General features: G+C 59.4%; 17 protein-coding genes. 13 read left to right on the top strand and 4 right to left on the bottom strand.

Going from position 1 to position 20580, the window contains the following annotated elements:
• Position 1 precedes the first annotated feature (1 nt).
• The 13 genes from KKO72_RS00085 (at position 2) to KKO72_RS00025 (ending at position 14562) form a co-directional block, all read left to right on the top strand.
• Positions 2 to 2668 (top strand): PAS domain S-box protein, encoded by a 2667-nt coding sequence (locus tag KKO72_RS00085; protein WP_214934082.1) that lies wholly within the window; start codon positions 2 to 4, stop codon positions 2666 to 2668.
• 131 nt (positions 2669 to 2799) lie between these two features.
• On the top strand, positions 2800 to 3186 hold the full coding sequence (locus KKO72_RS00080) for a response regulator transcription factor (protein ID WP_214934079.1): 387 nt from the start codon (positions 2800 to 2802) through the stop codon (positions 3184 to 3186).
• Positions 3183 to 4331, top strand: coding sequence for a methyl-accepting chemotaxis protein (locus KKO72_RS21225; protein ID WP_214934077.1), 1149 nt, complete (start codon positions 3183 to 3185; stop codon positions 4329 to 4331). The genes KKO72_RS00080 and KKO72_RS21225 overlap by 4 nt, the downstream gene beginning before the upstream one ends.
• A 10-nt stretch (positions 4332 to 4341) precedes the next feature.
• Positions 4342 to 4710, top strand: a complete 369-nt coding sequence (locus tag KKO72_RS00070; protein WP_078363460.1) for a response regulator — start codon at positions 4342 to 4344, stop codon at positions 4708 to 4710.
• A complete protein-coding gene (locus tag KKO72_RS00065) occupies positions 4707 to 5018 on the top strand; it encodes a lipid asymmetry maintenance protein MlaB (protein ID WP_214934074.1) in 312 nt (103 codons plus the stop codon). The genes KKO72_RS00070 and KKO72_RS00065 overlap by 4 nt, the downstream gene beginning before the upstream one ends.
• A gap of 1 nt (position 5019) precedes the next feature.
• On the top strand, positions 5020 to 7191 hold the full coding sequence (locus KKO72_RS00060; protein WP_214934071.1) for a chemotaxis protein CheA: 2172 nt from the start codon (positions 5020 to 5022) through the stop codon (positions 7189 to 7191).
• Positions 7192 to 7232: 41 nt separating this feature from the next.
• Positions 7233 to 9155, top strand: coding sequence for a methyl-accepting chemotaxis protein (locus tag KKO72_RS00055; RefSeq protein WP_214934068.1), 1923 nt, complete (start codon positions 7233 to 7235; stop codon positions 9153 to 9155).
• 12 nt (positions 9156 to 9167) lie between these two features.
• The gene (locus KKO72_RS00050; protein ID WP_214934065.1) at positions 9168 to 9704 is read left to right on the top strand and encodes a chemotaxis protein CheW; all 537 of its coding nucleotides are present in this window, start codon (positions 9168 to 9170) and stop codon (positions 9702 to 9704) included.
• A 119-nt stretch (positions 9705 to 9823) separates the two neighbouring features.
• Complete coding sequence (locus KKO72_RS00045; protein WP_214934062.1) at positions 9824 to 11473, top strand: methyl-accepting chemotaxis protein; 1650 nt, start codon at positions 9824 to 9826, stop codon at positions 11471 to 11473.
• A 12-nt stretch (positions 11474 to 11485) separates the two neighbouring features.
• Positions 11486 to 12019 carry a chemotaxis protein CheW gene (locus KKO72_RS00040; protein WP_214934058.1) on the top strand — a complete coding sequence of 178 codons (534 nt, stop codon included), beginning with the start codon at positions 11486 to 11488 and terminating at the stop codon, positions 12017 to 12019.
• A 134-nt stretch (positions 12020 to 12153) separates the two neighbouring features.
• The gene (locus KKO72_RS00035; RefSeq protein ID WP_214934055.1) at positions 12154 to 12963 is read left to right on the top strand and encodes a protein-glutamate O-methyltransferase CheR; all 810 of its coding nucleotides are present in this window, start codon (positions 12154 to 12156) and stop codon (positions 12961 to 12963) included.
• 1 nt (position 12964) lies between these two features.
• Entirely contained in the window at positions 12965 to 13498 is a 534-nt protein-coding gene (locus KKO72_RS00030; RefSeq protein ID WP_371736784.1) for a chemotaxis protein CheD, read from the top strand.
• Positions 13495 to 14562 (top strand): chemotaxis response regulator protein-glutamate methylesterase, encoded by a 1068-nt coding sequence (locus tag KKO72_RS00025; protein WP_214934052.1) that lies wholly within the window; start codon positions 13495 to 13497, stop codon positions 14560 to 14562. Before KKO72_RS00030 ends, KKO72_RS00025 begins: the two co-directional genes overlap by 4 nt.
• Before the next feature lie 36 nt (positions 14563 to 14598).
• Here KKO72_RS00025 and hemH read toward each other — a convergent pair whose 3' ends face one another.
• From hemH to hpnD, 4 genes are all read right to left on the bottom strand, one after another.
• Positions 14599 to 15705: a ferrochelatase gene (gene hemH / locus KKO72_RS00020; RefSeq protein ID WP_214934049.1), complete on the bottom strand. Its 1107-nt coding sequence runs from the start codon at positions 15703 to 15705 to the stop codon at positions 14599 to 14601.
• Between the two features lie 80 nt (positions 15706 to 15785).
• Positions 15786 to 18194: a penicillin acylase family protein gene (locus KKO72_RS00015; protein WP_214934046.1), complete on the bottom strand. Its 2409-nt coding sequence runs from the start codon at positions 18192 to 18194 to the stop codon at positions 15786 to 15788.
• 59 nt (positions 18195 to 18253) lie between these two features.
• Positions 18254 to 19594 (bottom strand): hydroxysqualene dehydroxylase HpnE, encoded by a 1341-nt coding sequence (gene hpnE, locus KKO72_RS00010; protein ID WP_371736782.1) that lies wholly within the window; start codon positions 19592 to 19594, stop codon positions 18254 to 18256.
• An 11-nt stretch (positions 19595 to 19605) separates the two neighbouring features.
• Positions 19606 to 20445 (bottom strand): presqualene diphosphate synthase HpnD, encoded by an 840-nt coding sequence (hpnD, locus tag KKO72_RS00005; protein ID WP_214934043.1) that lies wholly within the window; start codon positions 20443 to 20445, stop codon positions 19606 to 19608.
• Between the last annotated feature and the right edge of the window lie 135 nt (positions 20446 to 20580).

The raw sequence follows: 20580 nt of genomic DNA, 5'->3' as shown, positions 1-20580 counted from the left end.
GATGTGTGCTTGCTTGGGGTTGGCCCAGGCCCAGACCCAGACGGTGCCCATGCTGGCCCCTGAGTCGATCACTGTGGTCGCCAATGACGACTATCCTCCCTACCTCTTTCGTGATGCCAAGGGCGAGCTTCAGGGCATACTGAAAGACCGCTGGGCGTTGTGGCAGGAGCGCACCGGCGTCTTTGTGAATCTCCAGGCCCAGCACTGGGCGCAGGCCCAGCGCATCATGCAGGCCGACTTGGCCGATGTGATCGACACACCGTTCAAAACAGCTGAGCGGCAGCAGCTGTATGACTTTGGCCAGCCTTATGCACGTGTCAAAGTGGGCTTGTTTTTTCACCACAGCGTCAGTGGTTTGGTGGACGTCAACTCGGCGCGCGGATTCACGGTGGGGGCTATGGATGGTGATGCCTGCATCGACCTGCTGCAGTCCAAGGGGGTGGACTCGGTCAAACGGTTTCCCAGCTATTCGGATGTGATCACTGCGGCCGAGGTCGGCGAGGTGCGGGTCTTTTGTATGGACATGCCCTCTGCGGCGTATCTGTTGAACCATCGGAATCTGGCTGACAGTTTTGTTTTTTCACAACCGATCGCAGAGGGTGCGTTGCACTGGGCTGTTCACCGGGGTGATGCTGCTTTGCTGACCCTGGTCCAGGCCGGGTTCGATCGCATCAGCGAGGCTGAGTTGCAGCAGATTGATCGCAAGTGGCTGGGGGCCAGTGTGGCTGATGTGCTTGTTTCACCGTATGCACGTTACGCCACCGATGCCGCGCTGGTAGCGGGGGCGTTTGCGCTGCTGCTGGTAGCTTGGAATGTGATCTTGCGCCAGACGGTTCGGGCCAAAACCCGCTCCCTATGGCAGTCGGTGAAGGTTCTGGACCAAACCCGGCTGAGCCTGGAGCGCGCATTGGCAGAACAAAATGCCATGCTCGACAACGAGATGGTGGGTATTGCCAAGGTACACAACAGGGTGTTGGTGTGGGTCAATCCGGCCATTGAGCGTATGTTGGGTTATGGGGCGGGTGAGATGGCGGGAACAACCATGCGTAGTTATTACGCCAGCGAGCAGGACTACCAAGCATTTGGCGACAAGGCCTATGGCATGCTGTTGGATGGCAAGATCTATCGCACGCAAACCGAATTTGTCCGAAGCGATGGCTCTCGCATATGGGTTGAGTTGAGTGGTTCCATGCTGGCCAACACACAGGGTACCTCCCTCTGGATCGCTCTGGACATCACTGGTCAGCGTCGGGCAAGTGCAGCCCGCGACGAGGCTTTGCAGCGTCTGCAAAAACTGGCCAACAGTGTGCCGGGTATGGTGTACCAGTTTATTCAGCGACCCGATGGCAGCTCCACCGTGCCTTTTGTCAGCGATGCGATCGCGGACATCTACAGGGTGAGCGCACAAGAAGCTCAGATCGACGCTTCGGTGCTTTTTGACAAACATCATCCTGCGGATCAGCAACAAGTCCTTGACTCCATTGAGCAATCAGCCTTGCACCTGACACCTTGGCAGCAGGAATACCGTGTCAGGTTTGATGACGGCACGGTGCGCTGGTTGTTTGGGAACTCTTTGCCTGAGCGGCTGGCGGATGGCTCGGTGCAGTGGCATGGGTTCATCACCGACATCACCGAACGCAAGGCGGCCGATGAACGGCTGCGTCAGTTGTCGCGTTCGGTGGAGCAGGCGCCGGTGTCGATTGTGATCACCGATCTGAGCGCCAATATCCTTTACGTCAACCCCACCTTCAGCCACCTGACGGGGTACAGCCTGGAGGAAGTGCTTGGTAAAAATCCGCGCATTCTGCAGTCTGGCCAAACCCCTCCCGAGGTGTTTGTCGCCTTGTGGGACACCCTTGTCAGGGGCGGTGTGTGGCAGGGTGAACTTCACAATCGCACAAAAAGCGGCGAGTTGTTTATTGAACATGCGGTGATTGCCCCGGTGCTCGATGCCCAGGGGCAGACCAGCCACTACGTGGCCATCAAGGACAACATCACCCAGCGCAAACAGGCGGATCTGGCATTGCAGACTTCGCTCCGGGACAAGGTGGCCTTGTTGCACGAGGTACATCACCGGGTCAAGAACAACCTGCAAATCATCACCAGCCTGCTGCGCTTGGAGGCTGGTCGCAGTGATGAACCCAACACCCGGGCAGTGCTCAAGGACATGCAGGGCCGCATCTACACCATGGCCTTGTTGCACGAGAGCCTGTACCGTGCCGGCACCTTTGCCTCGGTTGAGCTGGGTGCCTACCTGCGGCAACTGGCAACTCAGGCGTTTCGGAGTCAGGCAGGTGTGGCTGGTGATGTCCGGCTGGTGCTGGCGTTGGCTGAAGTGCATGTGGGCATGGACCAGGCCACCCCTTGTGGTCTGCTGGTCAATGAGTTGCTGTCCAACTGTCTGAAGCACGGTTTTGGGCGTGGTCAGACCGGGCAGGTCACGGTGAGTCTGCAGCCTGCGGATGGTGTTGGCTTGTGGTGTCTGTCGGTGCAGGACACCGGGGTTGGATTGCCGCCGGACTTTGAGGCACGCCGTGCCTTGTCGCTGGGTTTGCAACTGGTGTCGGATCTGGCACGCCAGCTCGGTGGCCAGCTCACCGTCGGTTCCGGGCCAGGTGCCGCTTTTTCTGTGGTGTTTGCCGTTCAGGTGTTTCCCTTGTCAGACTAGGGTGTTGTACTGATACCGGCAGGTAAAGCTTGTCTTTACAGTGCAGCGCATGTCCAGTGGTTTGGTTTTTGTTCACACACCTGAGTGTTTCAGCTTGCTGAGTCATGCCGCATGGCAACACGGAGTGCTTCATGAGCTTGCAGATTTTGGTTGTTGACGATAACCTGACCTTTCTGGCATCGGTCAAAAAGTCACTCAAGCTTGTGCCCAACACCAACTTGCTGGCCGAGGCCCATAATGGTGTTGAAGCTTTGGCATTGGCCCATGCTCTGAAGCCGGACCTGGTGTTGCTCGATATCGTGATGCCAGGCCTGAGTGGGTTGGACGTGGCGAAGGTCATGCAAACTTGGCCGTGCGCCCCGCGTGTGTTGTTTTTGTCGATGCATGACAGCGAGTCTTATCGCCTCGCGGCCCAGGCCCTGGGCAGCCTGGGGCTGGTGAGTAAGTCCAATTTTGTGAACGAGTTGCTGCCCATTCTTGCTGGTCTGGCAGCCTCGCCAAAGGGAGTTTCTTCATGACACGTTTGCCGACTCAGGGTGCATACAAGTATCTTCCGCTGGCGTGGGGAGGTTTGGCCGTTGGAGCGCTGCTGTGGGTGGGTCAAGCCAGCTTGTTGTCCCTGGCACTCTCTGGCTTGTTGTTGGTCGGTAGTGGACTCATCACCTGGCGGCTGGCCAAAAAGGAGGCGACCCTGCATCAGGTGGTGGCCGACTATCTAGTTGGACAAGCCGCCTACGGTGCCGACTTGGTGCCGGTCTGGAATGGTCACATTGAATCCTCACGTGCGCAAATGGAGGTGGCCGTCAACGCCCTGTCCGAACGTTTTGGGGGCATTGTTGATAAGCTGGAAGTCGCTTTGCGTACGGCGACCCAAGAAACCGATGGCATGGAAGATGGGGGTGGCCTGCTCGCCCTGTTTGCCAAAGCTCAGCAGGACCTGAGCGCCCTGATTGAGGTGCAGAAGTCCTCTATGGGGAACATGGAACAGATGTTGGACAAGGTTCAGCAGCTGGATCGTTTTGTGGTCGAAATGCAGGACATGGCGGCTGACGTGGCCCGCATTGCCCAGCAAACCAATCTGCTGGCGCTCAACGCCGCCATTGAGGCAGCTCGGGCGGGCGACCTGGGGCGCGGTTTTGCGGTGGTGGCCAAAGAGTTTCGTATGTTGTCCAACCAGTCGGGTGAGACTGGGCAAAAAATCGCCGAGAAGGTCAAAGTGATCAGTGCAGCCATTGTGGACACCTGCAGCACGGTGCGTGAATCGGTGGTGGCAGAAGATGGCTCACTCGAATCCGCGCACGCCACCATTGACAGGGTACTCACCGACTTCAAAGGCATCACTGAAGCGTTTCAGCGGTCCCGCGACGTCTTGCACGGCGAGAGCCTGAGCATCCAGTCCGAGGTGAACGAAGCCTTGGTGCAGCTGCAGTTCCAGGATCGGGTGAGCCAGATTTTGACCCAGGTGATCAAAAACATCGAACGTTTGCCTGCCGTATTGCAGGAAACCCAGGTGGCGTATGCCCAGACCGGTGTGCTGAGCGCCCACGACGCGAAGGACGCGTTGGTTGAGATGAAGAAAACCTATGTGATGGCGGACCAACACGTCATCCATGCCGGGGGTAAGGTGGTGCAGAGCAACGCCATCGACATCAGTTTTTTCTAGAGGAAATACCATGGCCAAGACCATCATGATTGTTGACGACTCCGCCTCCATGCGACGGGTGGTCAGTATTGCGCTCAAGGGCGCGGGTTACGACGTGCTCGAAGGGGCAGATGGCCGGGATGCCCTGGCCAAACTGACCGGGCAGAAGGTGCATCTGATCATCAGCGATGTGAACATGCCCAACATGGATGGCATCACCTTCCTGAAGTCGGTCAAGCAAATGCCTGCCTACAAGTTCACCCCGGTGATCATGTTGACCACCGAGTCCGATGAGTCCAAAAAACGCGAAGGCCAGTCTGCCGGTGCCCGCGCGTGGGTGGTCAAGCCGTTCCAGCCCGAGCGGCTGGTGGATGCGGTACAGAGGTTGTGCCTGCCATGAGCGCGCCCACCGTCCTGAAGATCGAGGGCGAGCTCACCATCTTCCGCGCTGCGGAACTCAAGCCCATGTTGCTGGATGCACCCGCGGTCACCGAGGTGGATCTCTCTGCTGTGACCGAGTTGGACACCGCTGGCTTGCAATTGCTGATGGTGGCCAAAAAAGCCGCTCTGGCGCAGGGACGTGAGTTGCAGTTGACCGGACACAGTCCGGCGGTTCTGGATGTGTTGGCGCTGCTCAATGTGGCAGCTGATTTGGGTGATCAGACGGTGACAGATTCGCCTGCCCTTGCGGTTGGCACAAGGAGCTGACATGGACATGGATGACGCACTGGAGCTGTTCATTGTCGAAAGTCGCGAGTTGCTGGAAGACATGGAGGCCGCCCTGCTGGCGATTGAGGGTGCCGATGACAAAACCGAGATGGTCAACGCCATCTTCCGTGCTGCACACACCATCAAGGGCTCCAGTGGGCTGTTCAGTCTGGACCAGGTGGTGGCGTTCACCCATGTGGTGGAAAGTGTGCTGGACAAGGTGCGCGCTGGCAAGATGGTCTTGTCCGACAAGTTGGTGGTACTGTTGCTGGCCTGTTGTGACCATATTGGTGCCTTGATGGACGGTTTGGCCGCCGGGCAACTGGTGGCGGGTCCTGAGCTGCTGGCGCAGGGTGAACCGCTGGTGTTGCAACTTCGGGCTCACCTGGAGCTGGGTCAGCCAGATGGCGCTGTCGAGGTCAAACACCCTGTGCCAGTTGCCACACGCGAGTCATCACCGCGGATTGATGGCGATGTGGCTGATGCCGACCACTGGCATATTTCGCTGCGCTTTGGGCCGGACGTGTTGCGCAATGGCATGGACCCGCTGTCGTTCATTCGTTACCTGAACACCATGGGCCAGGTGCTGGCCGTTGAAACCCTGAGTGATGCCCTGCCGGACGTTGACCAGTTTGACCCCGAGTTGTGTTACCTGGGTTTTGAGCTGGCCTTCCAGTCCGAGGTCGACAAGGCTGCCATTGAACGCGTGTTTGAGTTTGTACGTGACGATTGCCGCTTGGTGATCTTGCCGCCACACAGTCAGATCTCGGAATACGTCAAGCTGATCAACCAGCAAGAGGGAGATGTCGCCCGTTTGGGTGACATGTTGATGCGTTGCGGCACACTCACCGCCCAAGAACTGGACATGGCACTCGACACCCAGGTGGATGTGCCTGGCAAGCCAATTGGCAGCATTCTGGTCGAGCAGGGGTCAATACAACCCGAGGTGCTGGATGCCGCCTTGAGCAAGCAGAAACAAGTCAAGGACACAGGCAGCTCCGAGAGCCGCTCGATCCGTATTGATGCTGACAAGCTCGACAAATTGATCAACCTGGTGGGTGAGTTGATCATCGCCGGTGCCAGTGTTAACACGATTGCACACCGTTCCCGGGTGATCGAACTCACCGAGGCCACCTCCAAACTGGCGACGCTGGTTGAAGAAGTGCGCGACAGCGCCTTGCAGCTGCGCATGGTGCGTATTGGTGCCACCTTCAACCGTTTCCAGCGGGTGGTGCACGATGTGTCACGCGAGCTTGGCAAAGACATCGCCCTGGTGATTGCCGGTGAGGACACCGAACTTGACAAAACCGTGGTCGAGAAAATTGGTGACCCATTGATGCATCTGGTACGCAACTCGATGGACCACGGTATTGAGGCCGCCGAAGTGCGCGCTGCAGCGGGCAAACCAGCACAAGGGAGTCTGAAGCTCAACGCATACCATGACTCGGGCGCCATTGTCATCAGTGTAGAAGACGATGGAGGTGGCTTGAAGCGCGAAAAAATCCTGGCCAAGGCCATTGAACGTGGTCTGGTGGATGTGAACCACCACCTCAGCGACGAAGAGGTTTATGGGCTGATTTTTGAACCGGGCTTTTCTACCGCTGACAAAGTGACCAACCTCTCGGGTCGCGGTGTTGGGCTGGATGTGGTCAAACGCAATATCACAGCGCTACGCGGCACAGTGGGCATCAGCAGCACCGAGGGCGTCGGCACCACGGTCACGGTGCGTTTGCCACTGACCCTGGCCATCATCGATGGTTTCCTGGTCGGGGTGGACAAGACGGTGTACGCCATACCACTGGACATGATCGAAGAGTGTGTGGCCTACAGCGCCGAACCCGGTCATGACTACACCAACTTGAGGGGTGAGGTTCTGCCCTTTATCCGCATCCGTGAATTGTTTTCGGTGCCTGGCTCACCCGCCAAGGGTGAAAACATTGTGGTGCTCAAGTTTGCCGGGCAAAAAGCCGGGCTGGTGGTGGACACCTTGCTCGGTGAATTTCAAACGGTGATCAAACCACTGGGGCAGATGTTTGCCCAAAGCCGCTGCATCAGTGGTTCCACCATTTTGGGCAGTGGGGAAGTGGCCTTGATTCTGGACGTGCCATCACTGGTGCGTCAGGCCATTGACAAGAATGGCCAAGCCGCGCTCGAACGCGTTGTGGGTGGGTGAGTCGGTGTTTTGGTCCGTTCAGTTTTTCAAGGGAGTTTGAGATGTTTGCAAATATGAAAATTGGTCTGCGTTTGGCGCTGGGTTTTGTGGTGGTTTTGGTCTTGATGGCCACCATCGCTTTTGTGGGTGTCGGCGGCATGTCCAATGTGCAGCAGCGACTCGATGACATTGTCAATATCAACATGGCCAAGACCGAACACAGCAATGTGGTGGCCAATTCGATCCATGTGGTGACCCGCACCACCCGCACCATCATCTTGCTGGACGATCCGGCCGCCATGGCCGCCGAGATGAAACAAATCGAGGCCGCCCGCGCCAAATATGGGGCGGCCCTGGCGGCCGCCGAGAAACTGCCGGTCACTGAACAGGGCAAAGCCCTGCGCGCCAGCATGAAGGCCGCTGCTGACGTGGCGCGCCCCTCGACCAATAAGGTGCTGGAACTGGCTCTGGCGGGCAAGCGGGATGAGGCGCTGAAACTGTTGATCACCGAGGCGGCACCGGCCGCACAGAAGTGGCAAGACCTGATTCAGGATGATGTCAATCTGCAAAATGAAGAGAGTCGGGCAGAGTATGAGCAGGCCCACCAAGACTATCAGACAGCATTGAAGACCATGGTGTCTTTGGCAGCCGTGGCCATTGTGCTGGGGGCTTTGATTGCCTGGGTGCTGACCCGCTCCATCACCAGGCCTGTGAACCAGGCCCTGTCGGTAGCCCATAGCCTGGCCGAAGGTGACCTGTCGGTACATATCAACAACCCATCCCAGGACGAGACCGGCCAGATGTTGCAGGCCATGAGCAACATGGTCAGCAAGCTGACGCAGGTGATTGAAGGTCAGAACAAGCTGGTGGAGGCTGCCAACCATGGCAACTTTGAGTCGCGTATTGATCTGAATGGCTTGCAAGGCTTTCAGAAGAAAATGGGCGAAGACCTCAACAAACTGATCACGGTGACAGGTGACGGCATCAACGACGTGGTGCGGGTCTTGGGGGCTTTGTCGGAAGGTGATTTGACGCAAAAAATTGACAAACCGTATGAAGGCTCATTTGGTGTGCTCAAGGATTACACCAACAACACATCGGCCAAACTGGCGCAAGTGGTGACTGATGTGAACAGTGGTGCCGAGGCCCTGGCCAGCGCAGCTGAAGAGGTCAGCGCCACCGCGCAAAGCCTGAGCCAGGCCGCCAGCGAGCAAGCCGCGGGTGTTGAAGAAACCAGCGCCAGCATCGAGCAGATGACTGCCAGCATCGCGCAAAACACCGAAAACGCCAAGGTCACCGACGTCATGGCCAGCAAAGCTGCAAAAGATGCTGTCGACGGTGGCGAAGCGGTCAATGCCACGGTGGAGGCGATGAAACAGATTGCCAAAAAAATCGGCATCATCGACGACATCGCGGCCCAAACCAACCTGCTGGCCTTGAACGCCGCCATTGAAGCGGCAAGAGCTGGGGAACACGGCAAGGGTTTTGCTGTTGTCGCTGCCGAAGTGCGCAAGTTGGCTGAGCGCAGCCAGGTCGCCGCCCAAGAAATTGGTGAAGTGGCCAGCAGCAGCGTTGAACTCGCTGAGAAGGCTGGCAAGTTGCTCGCTGAAATCGTGCCCAACATCCGCAAAACCTCCGACCTGGTGCAAGAGATCACCGCCGCTTCCACAGAGCAAAGCAGTGGCGTGGGTCAGATCAACTCGGCGGTCAGCCAACTGAGTCAAACCACCCAGCAAAACGCCTCCAGCTCCGAAGAACTGGCTGCCACCTCGGAGGAGATGAGTGGCCAGGCCGAACAACTGCAGCAAACCATGTCCTTCTTCAAGCTCGATGGCACCTCGCAGGGGCGGGTGGTGCGCTCACAAGTTCGCAAAAGCAGCGCCAGCAACAAGTTGGCCCACAAACCGGCGGTGGTCAGGCTCAGCCATAGTCACAGCGCGAGTGATGCAGACGACCTGGATGAAGCCCACTTCACCAAGTTTTGACAGGAGCCGACCATGAACACATTGGTCAAGACGGACTCCTCCAAGCCTGGGGCCAGCCAGAGTGTGGTGGAGGAGAAGCAATACCTCACCTTCATGCTCGGTGGTGAGATGTTCTCGATTGGCATCCTCTGCATCAAGGAAATCATCTGGTATGCCAACCTGACCGAGGTGCCGATGATGCCCGCGTGTATCCGAGGGGTGATCAACCTGCGTGGTGCGGTGGTACCGGTGATGGACCTCTCCAACCGCTTTGGCAAACCCAGCACTCCAGTGGTCAAGAGCACCTGCATCGTGATCATCGAAGTACCCACGGCCAACGACGGTGACACCCAAGCCATGGGTGTGGTGGTGGACTCGGTGCAAGCGGTGCTGGAGATCCCCACCAGTGAAATTGAGCCAGCACCGAGTTTTGGCGCCAAGATCCGGCCCGACTTCATCGAAGGCATTGCCAAGGTCAATGGCAAGTTTGTGATTCTGCTCAACGTCAATCATGTGTTGTCGATGGAAGAGATTGGCCAGATGGGACAGCTGGCAAGCGCTGCAGACTGACGCCATAACCCAGGATGCAACCGAACTCGGAGTTGGCAAGCTGATCACGATCAGGACGCGAAACGATCACGGATGGTGAGTTTTGGCACGGTAGATAAATTGACTCAAAGGGGAATCTGATGTTTGCAAATATGAAAATTGGTCTGCGTTTGGCGCTGGGTTTTGTGGTTGTCCTGGCTTTGATGGCAGCGATCGCATTTGTGGGTGTCAGCGGCATGTCTAGCGTGGAGCAAAGACTGAACGACATCGTTGAAATCAATATGCTCAAGATCAAACTCAATAGTGATATGTCAGAGAGTTTGCACATTGTTACGCGCATCACCCGCACCATCATTCTGCTCAATGATGAAACGAGCATGGCAACCGAGAAGAAAAAACTCGATACCTACCGTATCAAGTACAACGAAGCGTGGGACGCGCTGGAGAAAACCCCTGCCAGCGAAAAAGGCAAGGCCATTCGCGCCAACATCAAGGCAGCTGCCACCGAAGCACGTGCTTTGACCGACAAGGTGGTTGAATTGGCTTTTGCTAGCAAAAATGAAGAAGCGTTGAAAGTCCTAATGACTCAGACTGCGCCGGCCATCCAAAAGTGGCAAGACCTCATTGACGAGAACACCGCCCTGCAAGAGCAAAACACCAAGGAGGACTATGTAACAGCACGGCAAAGTTACGATTCCGCTTTCAAAATCATGGTGACTTTGGCGGTGGTGGCGGTCATCTTGGGTGCGCTGATTGCTTGGTTTCTGACCCGCTCTATTACACGGCCAGTGAATCAGGCTCTGTCTGTAGCCAACCGCCTGGCTGAAGGTGACCTGACAGTGCGTATTGACAACCCGTCCAAGGACGAGACCGGGCAGATGTTGCAGGCCATGAGCAACATGGTGGGCAAGCTGTCCCAGGTGGTCTCCGACGTGAACAACGGCGCACAAGCCCTGGCCAGCGCTTCTGAAGAGGTCAGTGCCACAGCGCAGAACCTGAGCCAAGCTGCCAGCGAACAGGCCGCTGGTGTGGAGGAAACCAGCGCCAGCATCGAACAGATGACCGCCAGCATCGCGCAAAACACCGAAAATGCCAAGATCACCGACGGCATGGCCAGCAAAGCCGCCAAAGACGCCTCCGATGGTGGTGAAGCCGTCAACGCCACGGTGGATGCCATGAAACAGATTGCCAAGAAGATCGGCATCATCGACGACATCGCCGCCCAAACCAACCTGCTGGCCCTGAACGCAGCCATTGAAGCTGCTAGAGCCGGTGAACACGGCAAAGGTTTTGCGGTGGTCGCCGCCGAAGTGCGCAAACTCGCTGAACGCAGCCAGATCGCCGCCCAAGAAATTGGTGAAGTCGCAGGCAACAGTGTCGAGTTGGCAGAAAAAGCCGGGCGCTTGCTGGCCGAAATTGTGCCCAACATCCGCAAGACCAGTGATCTGGTGCAGGAGATCACAGCGGCCTCCACCGAACAAAGCAGCGGTGTGGGCCAGATCAACTCGGCGGTCAGCCAACTGAGTCAAACCACTCAGCAAAACGCCTCCAGCTCCGAAGAATTGGCGGCCACGTCGGAGGAGATGAGCAGCCAGGCTGAGCAGTTGCAGCAAACCATGTCCTTCTTCAAGCTCGATGGCACCTCTCAGGGGCGAGGGTTTCAGCCGCAGGTTCGCAAAAGCAGCGCCAGCAGCAAAGTGCCCAACAAACCTTCGGTCGCCAGGTTGGCGCAAAGCTCTGCCTCGGGGTTGGGAGAGGAGCTGGATGAAGCCCACTTCACCAAGTTTTGACAGGAGCCGACCATGAACACATTGGTCAAGACGGACTCCTCCAAGCCTGGGGCCAGCCAGAGTGTGGTGGAGGAGAAGCAATACCTCACCTTCATGCTGGGAGGCGAGATGTTCTCGATTGGCATCCTCTGCATCAAGGAAATCATCTGGTATGCCAACCTGACCGAGGTGCCGATGATGCCTGCGTGTATCCGTGGCGTGATCAACCTGCGTGGTGCGGTGGTGCCGGTGATGGACTTGTCCAACCGCTTTGGCAAACCATCCACACCGGTGATCAAGAGCACCTGTATCGTGATTGTGGAGGTCCCCAACGAGGAGGGAGAACACCAGGCCATGGGAGTGGTGGTGGACTCGGTGCAGGCGGTGCTGGAGATCCCCACCAGTGAAATTGAGCCAGCACCGAGTTTTGGCGCCAAGATCCGCCCGGACTTCATCGAAGGCATAGCCAAGGTCAATGGCAAGTTTGTGATTTTGCTCAACGTCAATCATGTGTTATCGATGGAAGAGATCAGCCAGATGGGCCAGCTGGCAAGCGTTGCGGGCTGAGCTGGGTAGCTGGATGGGCCAGGCTCCAGGGGGGCGCAGGGAGGTTTGTTGATTGATATGAATTCAATAGCTGATAACCCTTTCTGATCAAGGGTTAGAGACCAAAAATATCAAAAAATTCCCAAGGATTGATCGTGTTGCTTGTCTCCATTTCCGACACCGAGTTTGCCCAGTTTCAGCGCTTTATCTTTGACGCGGCCGGCATCACCATGGGGGACGCCAAAAAGGCGTTGGTGACCGGTCGGCTGGGCAAGCGCTTGGCCGCGCATGAGCTCAGCAGCTTTGGTGCGTATTTCAAGCTGCTCAAGTCGGGCCAGCATCCAGCGGAGGTGCAGATGGCGATCGACTTGCTGACCACCAACGAAACCTATTTCTTTCGCGAACCCAAACACTTTGAGTTTTTGCGTGCCCAGGCCTTGGCGGCGCGCAGCCGTTCCCAGCCCTTTCGGGTCTGGAGCGCGGCCAGCTCCAGCGGGGAGGAGGCCTACAGCATGGCCATGGTGCTGGCCGACTGCATGCAGACCACGCCGTGGGAGATTTTGGGCAGCGACATCAGCACCCGCGTGATTGATGGCGCACGCCGTGCCCTGTACCCGATGGAGCGCGGCCGCCATATCCCACAGGACTACCTGAAACGCTTTTGTCGTAAGGGGGAAGGCCCTTACGACGGGTATTTTTTGGTGCAACGCAACCTGCGCAGCAAAGTGACATTTCGCCAAGTCAACCTCAACGCGGCACTGCCAGAGTTGGGGCAGTTTGATGTGGTGTTCTTGCGCAACGTGATGATTTACTTCAACAACGACACCAAGCGCGATGTGGTGGCGCGGGTGATTGCCACCATCAAACCAGGTGGCCATTTTTGTGTCGGGCATTCTGAGAGCCTCAACGACATCACCCAGGCGGTGACGATGGTGGCGCCAGCGATTTACCGCAAGGGGGCTTGAGGTGACGCGCCTGAAAGACCTGATGGACATCTTCTTGCAGCCCGGTGAGCTGTTTGTGGGAGATGCCAGCTTTCAGATCCGCACCATTCTGGGCTCCTGTGTGTCGATCACCTTGTGGCACCCGTTTGAGTGTGTGGGCGGCATGTCGCACTTCTTGTTGCCAACACGAGCGGCTGCCGTGCCAGGGCATGTGCTGGATGGCCGGTATGGCGATGAGGCCTTGCAGTGGATGATCAAGGATTTAAAAGCCGCAGGTATCAACCCCCGACAGTGCCAGGCCAAGATCTTTGGCGGTGGCAACATGTTTCCAGACCAGCCGCGCGCCAGCGCCATCACCGTGGGGCAGCGCAACGGTGAGGCTGCGCGTTTGCTGCTGCAAGACCAAGGCATCGAGGTGGTGACCGAGAGCCTGTATGGCGTGGGTCATCGGCAGATCATTTTTAATGTCAGCAACGGGGATGTCTGGGCGCGCCAGATCCGGCCTTCTCAGCTGGAAATCGCCGCAGAACATGCAGCCGGAGGAGCTTCGACATGAGTCGTATCAAGGTGTTGGTGGTAGATGATTCGGCGGTGGTGCGTCAGGTGGTGGCCAGCCAGTTGGCACAAGACCCCGAGATCGAGGTCATCGCGGCGGTGGCGGACCCGATCCTGGCCATGGCGCGCATGAAGGTGCAGTGGCCCGATGTGATCGTGCTCGACATCGAGATGCCACGCATGGACGGCATCACCTTCCTGAAAATGGTGATGGCCGAACGACCCACGCCGGTGGTGATCTGCTCCACCCTGGTGGAGTCGGGTGCCAAAACCTCGATGGCGGCATTGGCAGCCGGTGCGGTGGCGATCATCGCCAAACCCAAAATTGGCCTCAAGCAGTTTTTGGAAGACGCCAGTGAAGACATGGTGACGGCGGTCAAGGCGGCAGCCAAGGCCAATGTGAAGGCGCTGCATGTGTCGGTCAAGAACACCGCCGACGTGATCATGCCAGCGGCGGACAAACACTCGGCCATGATCCAGACTACCGATCGGGTGGTGGCGCTGGGCACCTCAACCGGCGGCACCCAGGCGCTGGAGGTGGTGCTAACCAGCCTGCCGCGGGTGACGCCGGGCATCGTGATCGTGCAACACATGCCGGAGAAATTCACCGCCGCCTTTGCCCAACGGCTCAACAGCCTGTGCCAAATCGAGGTGAAAGAAGCGCAGAACAACGACCGCGTGGTCAATAGCCGCGCCCTGATTGCGCCGGGTGGCAAACACATGCTGCTGCGCCGCACCGGTGCCCAGTATTACGTGGAGGTGATGGATGGGCCGCTGGTGAACCGGCATCGCCCCTCGGTTGATGTGTTGTTCAGGTCAGTGGCCAAATGTGCCGGTGTCAATGCTCTGGGGGTGATCATGACTGGCATGGGGGACGATGGTGCGGCAGGTCTGGCCGAGATGCGCAAGGCCGGTGCCCGCACGGTGGCGCAGGACGAGGCCAGTTGTGTGGTCTACGGCATGCCCAAGGAGGCGGTCAAACGTGGCGGGGTTGAGAAATCCGTACCCCTGACGGCCATTGGGCGCGAGATCATGCAGCAGCTCTCTGGCGTGATGGTGCGCTGAGGCCCGGATCACGATCCGGGTGATTTTGCAGCGGACCTAGACCTCGGCGCCCAGCGCCTGCGCGGCGGCCTTGGATGCGGCCAGTGCTTGTGGGTCCGGCAAGGACTGCGTAGGCCAGCCCATCAGGTGTTGCTGGGTGATTTCACCCAGAGCGGCAATCCAGGCTTCGTCGTCGTTGAGGCAGGGGATGTAGTGAAAACTTTGGCCGCCCGCATGCAGGAAGGCCTCGCGGGCCTCCTGGTTGATCTCTTCCAGGGTTTCCAGGCAGTCACTGGTGAAGGCCGGGCACACCACATCCACCCGTTTGACACCAGCTTTGCCCATCTCGATCAGGGTCGGTTCGGTGTAGGGCTCCAGCCATTTGGCGCGGCCCAGGCGGGACTGGAAGGTCACCTTGAACTCGCTGGCGTTCAGGCCGAGTTGTTCTGCCAGCAGACGTGCGGTTTTGAAACACTCGCAGTGGTAGGGGTCGCCCAGGTGCAATGTGCGTTCTGGCACCCCATGGAAACTCATCACCAGCACATCCGGGCGGCCATGTGCCAGCCAGTGGTGCGACACCCTTGATGCCAGTGCGGCGATGTAGTGCGGGTCGTCGTGGTAGTGGTTGATGAAGCGCAACTCCGGGATGCTGCGCACCGTGCCGGCCCATTTGTAGACCGCATCCCACAGGCTGGCGGTGGTGGTGGCCGAATACTGCGGGTAAGCGGGCACGATCAGAACCCGGGTGGCGCCTTCGGCCTTGAGGGCATCGAGTTGGCTCGGGATGGAGCTGCTGCCGTAGCGCATCGCATACCGCACCAGCACCTGGTGTTTGCGTTGTGTCAGCCAGGCCTGCAGGGCGCGGGTCTGCCGTTCGGTCCAGACTTTCAGGGGCGAGCCCTCTGCGCTCCAGATGCTGGCGTATTTCGCCGCCGACTGGGCTGGCCGCACCCGCAACACCACACCGTACAGCAACACCAGCCAGATCAGGCGCGGGATTTCGACCACGCGGGGGTCACTCAGGAACTCGGCCAGAAAACGCCGGACATCCGGGGTGGTCGGAGTGTCTGGGGTGCCCAGGTTGCAGTACAAAACACCGGTCCGTGGCGCCTGTCCATGGGCGAAAGGCGGCTCGGCGGCGTAAGGGGGAAGAAAAAGAGACATTGCTGCATTTTCACCCACGGCAGCACGCCGTAGGTCATGTGGTGTTTTTGAGACGCAGACGGCAGGTGATGCGGCCCAGCTTAGCGCCGGCTCGGCAACAAGCGCAGGGTGCTGCGGGTGTTGATGGCCACGTCGGACTCGTTGAGGTATTCCCGCATGTAACCACCCACGGCATAAGCGGCGGCCTGATCTTGGTAATGGCTGTCAAACGGCACACCACTTTGCCCCACCGGATTGATGCCACGGGCCTGACCGGGGTCGGCGAAGTCAATGATGCGCCGGGTGGAGGGGCCGTACACCACCTGCCAGGGGGCCGGGCTGATGGCTTGTGACAGGTTGTTGGGCACCTCACGTGCGCCACCCACCTCAAACGGCCCGACATTGAGCAGCCAGCTCAGTGGCTGCTGCACCGCCAGCGGGTGTTTGTGGGTGAGGGTGTGGGCACCGCCCCAACCCCAGTCGTTGGGGCTGTCGCCCAGGGTGGCCTTCAGGTGGGCCATGGTGGCGCGCCAGGCGGTGCGTACGATGTCTTGGCGGGTCTCGACTTTTTTGGTGTTGATGTTGTCCCACCACGGTGAATCCTCGTCTTGTGCCAGACGGGGCAGGGCCAGGTCCAGTGCCCGGGTGCTCAGCAGGTTCTTGAACTGCATCTCACCGAGTTCGTCCGCCAGTGCCGCTTGGGTCAGCTCGTACAGGAGCTGGGTGAACACCGTGGGCGGGATGTTGAACGGGGTGTATTGCCCGTCCCAGACCGTCAGACTGTCAAACACCGAGCGCTCCATCGGGTCGCGCACCACTTCGCTGAGCAGCGGCAGCAGGGGCTTGAGCACCCGCCAGTAGTAGGCGGTCTGGGTGCTGAGTTGCAGGGACTGGGTGTTGAGCGCGTTCCACTGGATCTTGTCGTCCCCCAGACGGTCTTCAAGCGCCTGAGCCCGGTCATAAGCGTTGTAATAACCCGCCACCGGCAGGCCGCTGGGGGCCAGCGGCTGCTGGTTGGCCGAGACGATGTAGCCGCGTGGCGGGTTTTCTTCTTGCGGGTTGTCGCTGAAGCGGTAAAAGCCCAGCTTGTCAGACTCTTCCTCTTCGCCGTCCAGGATGAACATCGGCTGCACACCCTCGGGGCGGATCACCAGCTTGGCGGCCGCCCACCAGCCGATGTTGCCACCGGCATTGGCCCAGACAATGTTCAGACCGGGTGCATGGATTTTGCTGGCGGCTTCGCGTGCCTTGGGCAGGGTGTCGGCGCGGTTCAGTTCGTAGAACGCATCCAGCACCGGGTTCTCGGTTTCCAGAAAGGTCCACCACATGGCCACGGGCTGCCCCTCACCCAGGTTGTCGCGAAAGGCGCTGGTGATGACCGGGCCTTGGGGTGCGCGTTGCAGGGTCAGTGTCACCGGTTTGCCGTCCTTGACCTGGATGGTCTCCTGGGTCGTCTGCAGGTCAACCCACTCACCCATGTAGGCCACCTGGTTCGGGTTGTTGGGGTTGGTGCGCAACTTGACCAGGTCCATGTCGTCGTTCTGGAACATGGTCAGTGTCCAGCCGAATTGGCGGTTGTGGCCCATCAGGGCCGAGGCATTGAGCGCCTGGAAATGGCCATACAGCTCAAAGCCGGGTGCACTCAGGTGCGCCTCGTACCAGACCGAGGGCACGCTGAAGTTGATGTGCGGGTCACCCGCGAGCATCGGTTTGCCACTTGATGTGCGCGGTCCCGACACGGCCCAGGCGTTGCTTCCCTCAAACAGCGGCACACCGGCCACCTCATGCACCTCGTTGGCGGCCAGGCTCAGCTGGTTCAGTGCCCGCCAGTCGGGTGCGAGGCTGGCGGTGTTGGCTTTGCTCAGCACCCCCAGCGGGTGCCAGTCCAGGTCAAAAATGCGCAGGTAGTCCGGCCCCAGTTCGTCGCGCACATAGGTCAGCACTGGCTCGGTCTTGAAGGCCGCGGCAAAGCTGTAGGCCAGGTAACCCGAGACCGCCACCGTGTCAGCCAGCGTGAAGGGGCGCTTGGGGATACCCACCAGGTCAAATTCCATCGGCGCGGGGTGGCTGGCCTGGTACTGGTTGATGCCGTCCAGGTAAGCGAGCTGTGCCTTGATGGCCGGGCTGTTCTGGTCGAGCTTGGCCACCACCTGGGCCGCGTGTTCACGCAGGCGCAGGGTGCGAAACAGTTTGTCGACCCGGACCAGGTCGGGGCCCAACACCGCTGCGAGTTCACCTTGCGCCAGGCGGCGCGCCATCTCCATCTGGAACAGGCGGTCCTGGGCGTGCACATAACCGAGTGCCCGGTACAGGTCGGCTTCGTTGGCCGCCTTGATGTGTGGGACGCCACGTTCGTCATAACGTACCGTGACCGGGGCGCTGAGCTGGGTCAGTGTCAGTTCACCCGAGCGTTGCGGTTTCTTGCTAGACACATACCAAAAGCCACCCGCCAACGCCGCCAAGAGCAGGGCCAGCAACACGCCCACCAAAATTTTGAGAGCCAGCTTCATGGTGTGTCTGCGAAAAAGTTCCGTTTCATGGCCGCATCATACGAGGCCAATGCGGGTGTTCATGCACCCACGGCGCCCAGAGTCAGCGTTTGGATGGCAGCGATGCCGCTGCGCACGGCGCCTTCCAGCGTGGCCGGGTAGGGGCCTTCCACATAGTCGCCACAGGCCAAGAGGCCTGGTGCAATGTGTTGTGCCGGGCGTTGCAAGCCGGGGGTGCAGGCAAAAGTGGCGCGTTTTTCCACCACGGTGAGCACCGGCAACAGGTCCAGCCCCAGCTGCGCCTTGGCTTGCGCCAGCACCTGCGCCTGTAGGGTGGCACGGTCAGCCTGGGCCGCACTCACCACAAAGGCCAGCAAGCCTCTTGGGCTCCCGAGGCTAGCCCGGTCAAACGCAAACTGCGCTGGCTGCGCGGCGTTGCTGCGCAGCGCCAACATGGGCTGGCTGAGGCGGGCGTTGGCCGACCAGGCGTAGACCGTGGCAATGGCCTCAAACTGCAGGGCCTGCGCGGTCTGGGCCCAGCTCTGCACCGCATTTGATATGTTTTCAGGAGCATCTAGCCCAAATTTCATAAGGGCCTGAGCTGCGTTGGATGCTGAAGTGGCCCAGATCACCGCGTCAAACCCCTTCTCAGCCGCTGGGCCCAGACCGGAGCCCGCCAGCTGCCACTGGGTGTCGGAGCGCTGCAAGCCTTCCACCCGCGCTTTGCACAGCACTTGCCCGCCGCGTTGCTGCAGCCAATCGGCTGCAGCCTGCGGCAACAAGGCACCCAGGTCGGTGGTGGGCAGCAGCAGGTGCGAGCCACCCACCTCGCCAAACAAGGCATCGCGCAACACCCGCAAAAAGACGCGACCACTGGCCTGGTCTGCCGGTGTGTTGAGGGCCGAGACACACAGCGGCTCGATCAGTTCGGCCAGGATGCGGGGTGTGAGACTGTGGCACAAGGCGGCCACACTGAGTGAATCGTCACAGACAAAACCCTGGCGCTGCCAGCCTGCTGCAGTGCGTAACAGCGACCATTTGTCGCCCAGCGACCAGCCACGTGCTCCAAGGATGCCGCCGAGCGCATCCAGAGGCGTCGGCCAGTTCGGAAAACGGATACCCAGGCCATCGGGAAACGGCAAGCGCATCGGCAGGTCGAGCAGCGTTTGCTCTGGCGCCACACCCACCTGCCGCATCAGCGCCAGGGTGTCTGAATACGCACCAATCAGGATGTGCTGGCCGTTGTCCAGGACCACCTGTGTGCCATCGGGCAAAGCGGCTTTGATGGCTCTGGCCCTTCCACCTAAAGCCTCTGCTGCTTCAAAAACAGTAGTGGTATGACCCGCCTGAGTGGCAGTCACGGCGGCGGCCAGGCCAGCCCAGCCGGCACCCACCACGGCAATGTTCAAACCTGCGGCCACGGCCAAGGGTGTTACATGCGCCCCAGCGCTTGCACGCGCCAGGCCAACCAGAACTTGCGCAGCGGGGTGAGGCTTATACGTTGGTGCAGCACCTTGAAGTCTTCACGCTCGATCTCACCCAGCAGCGCACGGTAGATGCTGGCCATCATCAGGCCGGGCTTCTGGGCGCGGCGGTCATCGGCCTGCAGCAGGGTCAACGCTTGGTCGTACAGGCCTTGTGCTCGCTGGGCCTGAAAACGCATCAGCGCGGTGAAACGGTCTGAGTAACTGCGGTTCAGAATCTCTTGCGCGGTCACACCAAACTGTTGCAACTCGTTGACCGGCAGGTAGATGCGCCCACGCATCGCGTCTTCACCCACGTCGCGGATGATGTTGGTGAGCTGCAGCGCTTGGCCCAGGGTGTGGGCGTAGGCGGTGGTTTGTGCCTGGGTCTGGCCAAAAATCTGTGCTGCGACTTCACCCACGACACCGGCCACCAGATGGCAGTAGCGCTGCAGGCCGGGGTAGTCCAGGTAGCGTGTCTGGTTCAGGTCCATCTGGCAGCCTTCGATCACGGCCTGCAGGTGGCGCTGCTCGATGGCGAAGTCCTGGGTCAGCGGCATCAACGCCTGCATCACCGGGTGGCTGGGCTGCCCGGCAAAAGATTTGGCCACCTCTTGCTGCCACCAGGCCAGTTTGGTGGCGGCCACACCGATGTCGGTGGCGTCATCGACCACATCATCGACCTCGCGGCAAAACGCATAAAACGCGGTGATGGCGGCACGCCGGGGTGGTGGCAGGAACAAAAAGGCGTAATAAAAACTGCTGCCGGAGGCGGCGGCCTTTTGCTGGACGTAGTCTTGTGGGGTCATGGGTCGGCTTGGTTGGGGCTGAGTTTATACGGCTGGGTCTGGTCATGCCCATGCCCATGCCCTAGGGGATCTGGCAACGGATCATGTGTACTTGCTGTGTTGTCTAGCTACGCGCGTTGACCCCCCCTATCTCCC

Origin of the sequence: Rhodoferax sp. U11-2br, assembly GCF_018619435.1 — a bacterium.
Taxonomy (GTDB): Bacteria; Pseudomonadota; Gammaproteobacteria; order Burkholderiales; family Burkholderiaceae_C; genus Rhodoferax.
Note: the sequence above shows the minus strand (reverse complement) of the source record. Positions and strands in the feature narration are given on the sequence as shown.

Coding starts and splice junctions, on each gene's coding strand:
- KKO72_RS00085 (WP_214934082.1), top strand. CDS start 2: ATGTGTGCTTGCTTGGGGTTGGCCCAGGCCCAGACCCAGACGGTGCCC.
- KKO72_RS00080 (WP_214934079.1), top strand. CDS start 2,800: ATGAGCTTGCAGATTTTGGTTGTTGACGATAACCTGACCTTTCTGGCA.
- KKO72_RS21225 (WP_214934077.1), top strand. CDS start 3,183: ATGACACGTTTGCCGACTCAGGGTGCATACAAGTATCTTCCGCTGGCG.
- KKO72_RS00070 (WP_078363460.1), top strand. CDS start 4,342: ATGGCCAAGACCATCATGATTGTTGACGACTCCGCCTCCATGCGACGG.
- KKO72_RS00065 (WP_214934074.1), top strand. CDS start 4,707: ATGAGCGCGCCCACCGTCCTGAAGATCGAGGGCGAGCTCACCATCTTC.
- KKO72_RS00060 (WP_214934071.1), top strand. CDS start 5,020: ATGGACATGGATGACGCACTGGAGCTGTTCATTGTCGAAAGTCGCGAG.
- KKO72_RS00055 (WP_214934068.1), top strand. CDS start 7,233: ATGTTTGCAAATATGAAAATTGGTCTGCGTTTGGCGCTGGGTTTTGTG.
- KKO72_RS00050 (WP_214934065.1), top strand. CDS start 9,168: ATGAACACATTGGTCAAGACGGACTCCTCCAAGCCTGGGGCCAGCCAG.
- KKO72_RS00045 (WP_214934062.1), top strand. CDS start 9,824: ATGTTTGCAAATATGAAAATTGGTCTGCGTTTGGCGCTGGGTTTTGTG.
- KKO72_RS00040 (WP_214934058.1), top strand. CDS start 11,486: ATGAACACATTGGTCAAGACGGACTCCTCCAAGCCTGGGGCCAGCCAG.
- KKO72_RS00025 (WP_214934052.1), top strand. CDS start 13,495: ATGAGTCGTATCAAGGTGTTGGTGGTAGATGATTCGGCGGTGGTGCGT.
- hemH (WP_214934049.1), bottom strand. CDS start 15,705: ATGTCTCTTTTTCTTCCCCCTTACGCCGCCGAGCCGCCTTTCGCCCAT.
- KKO72_RS00015 (WP_214934046.1), bottom strand. CDS start 18,194: ATGAAGCTGGCTCTCAAAATTTTGGTGGGCGTGTTGCTGGCCCTGCTC.
- hpnD (WP_214934043.1), bottom strand. CDS start 20,445: ATGACCCCACAAGACTACGTCCAGCAAAAGGCCGCCGCCTCCGGCAGC.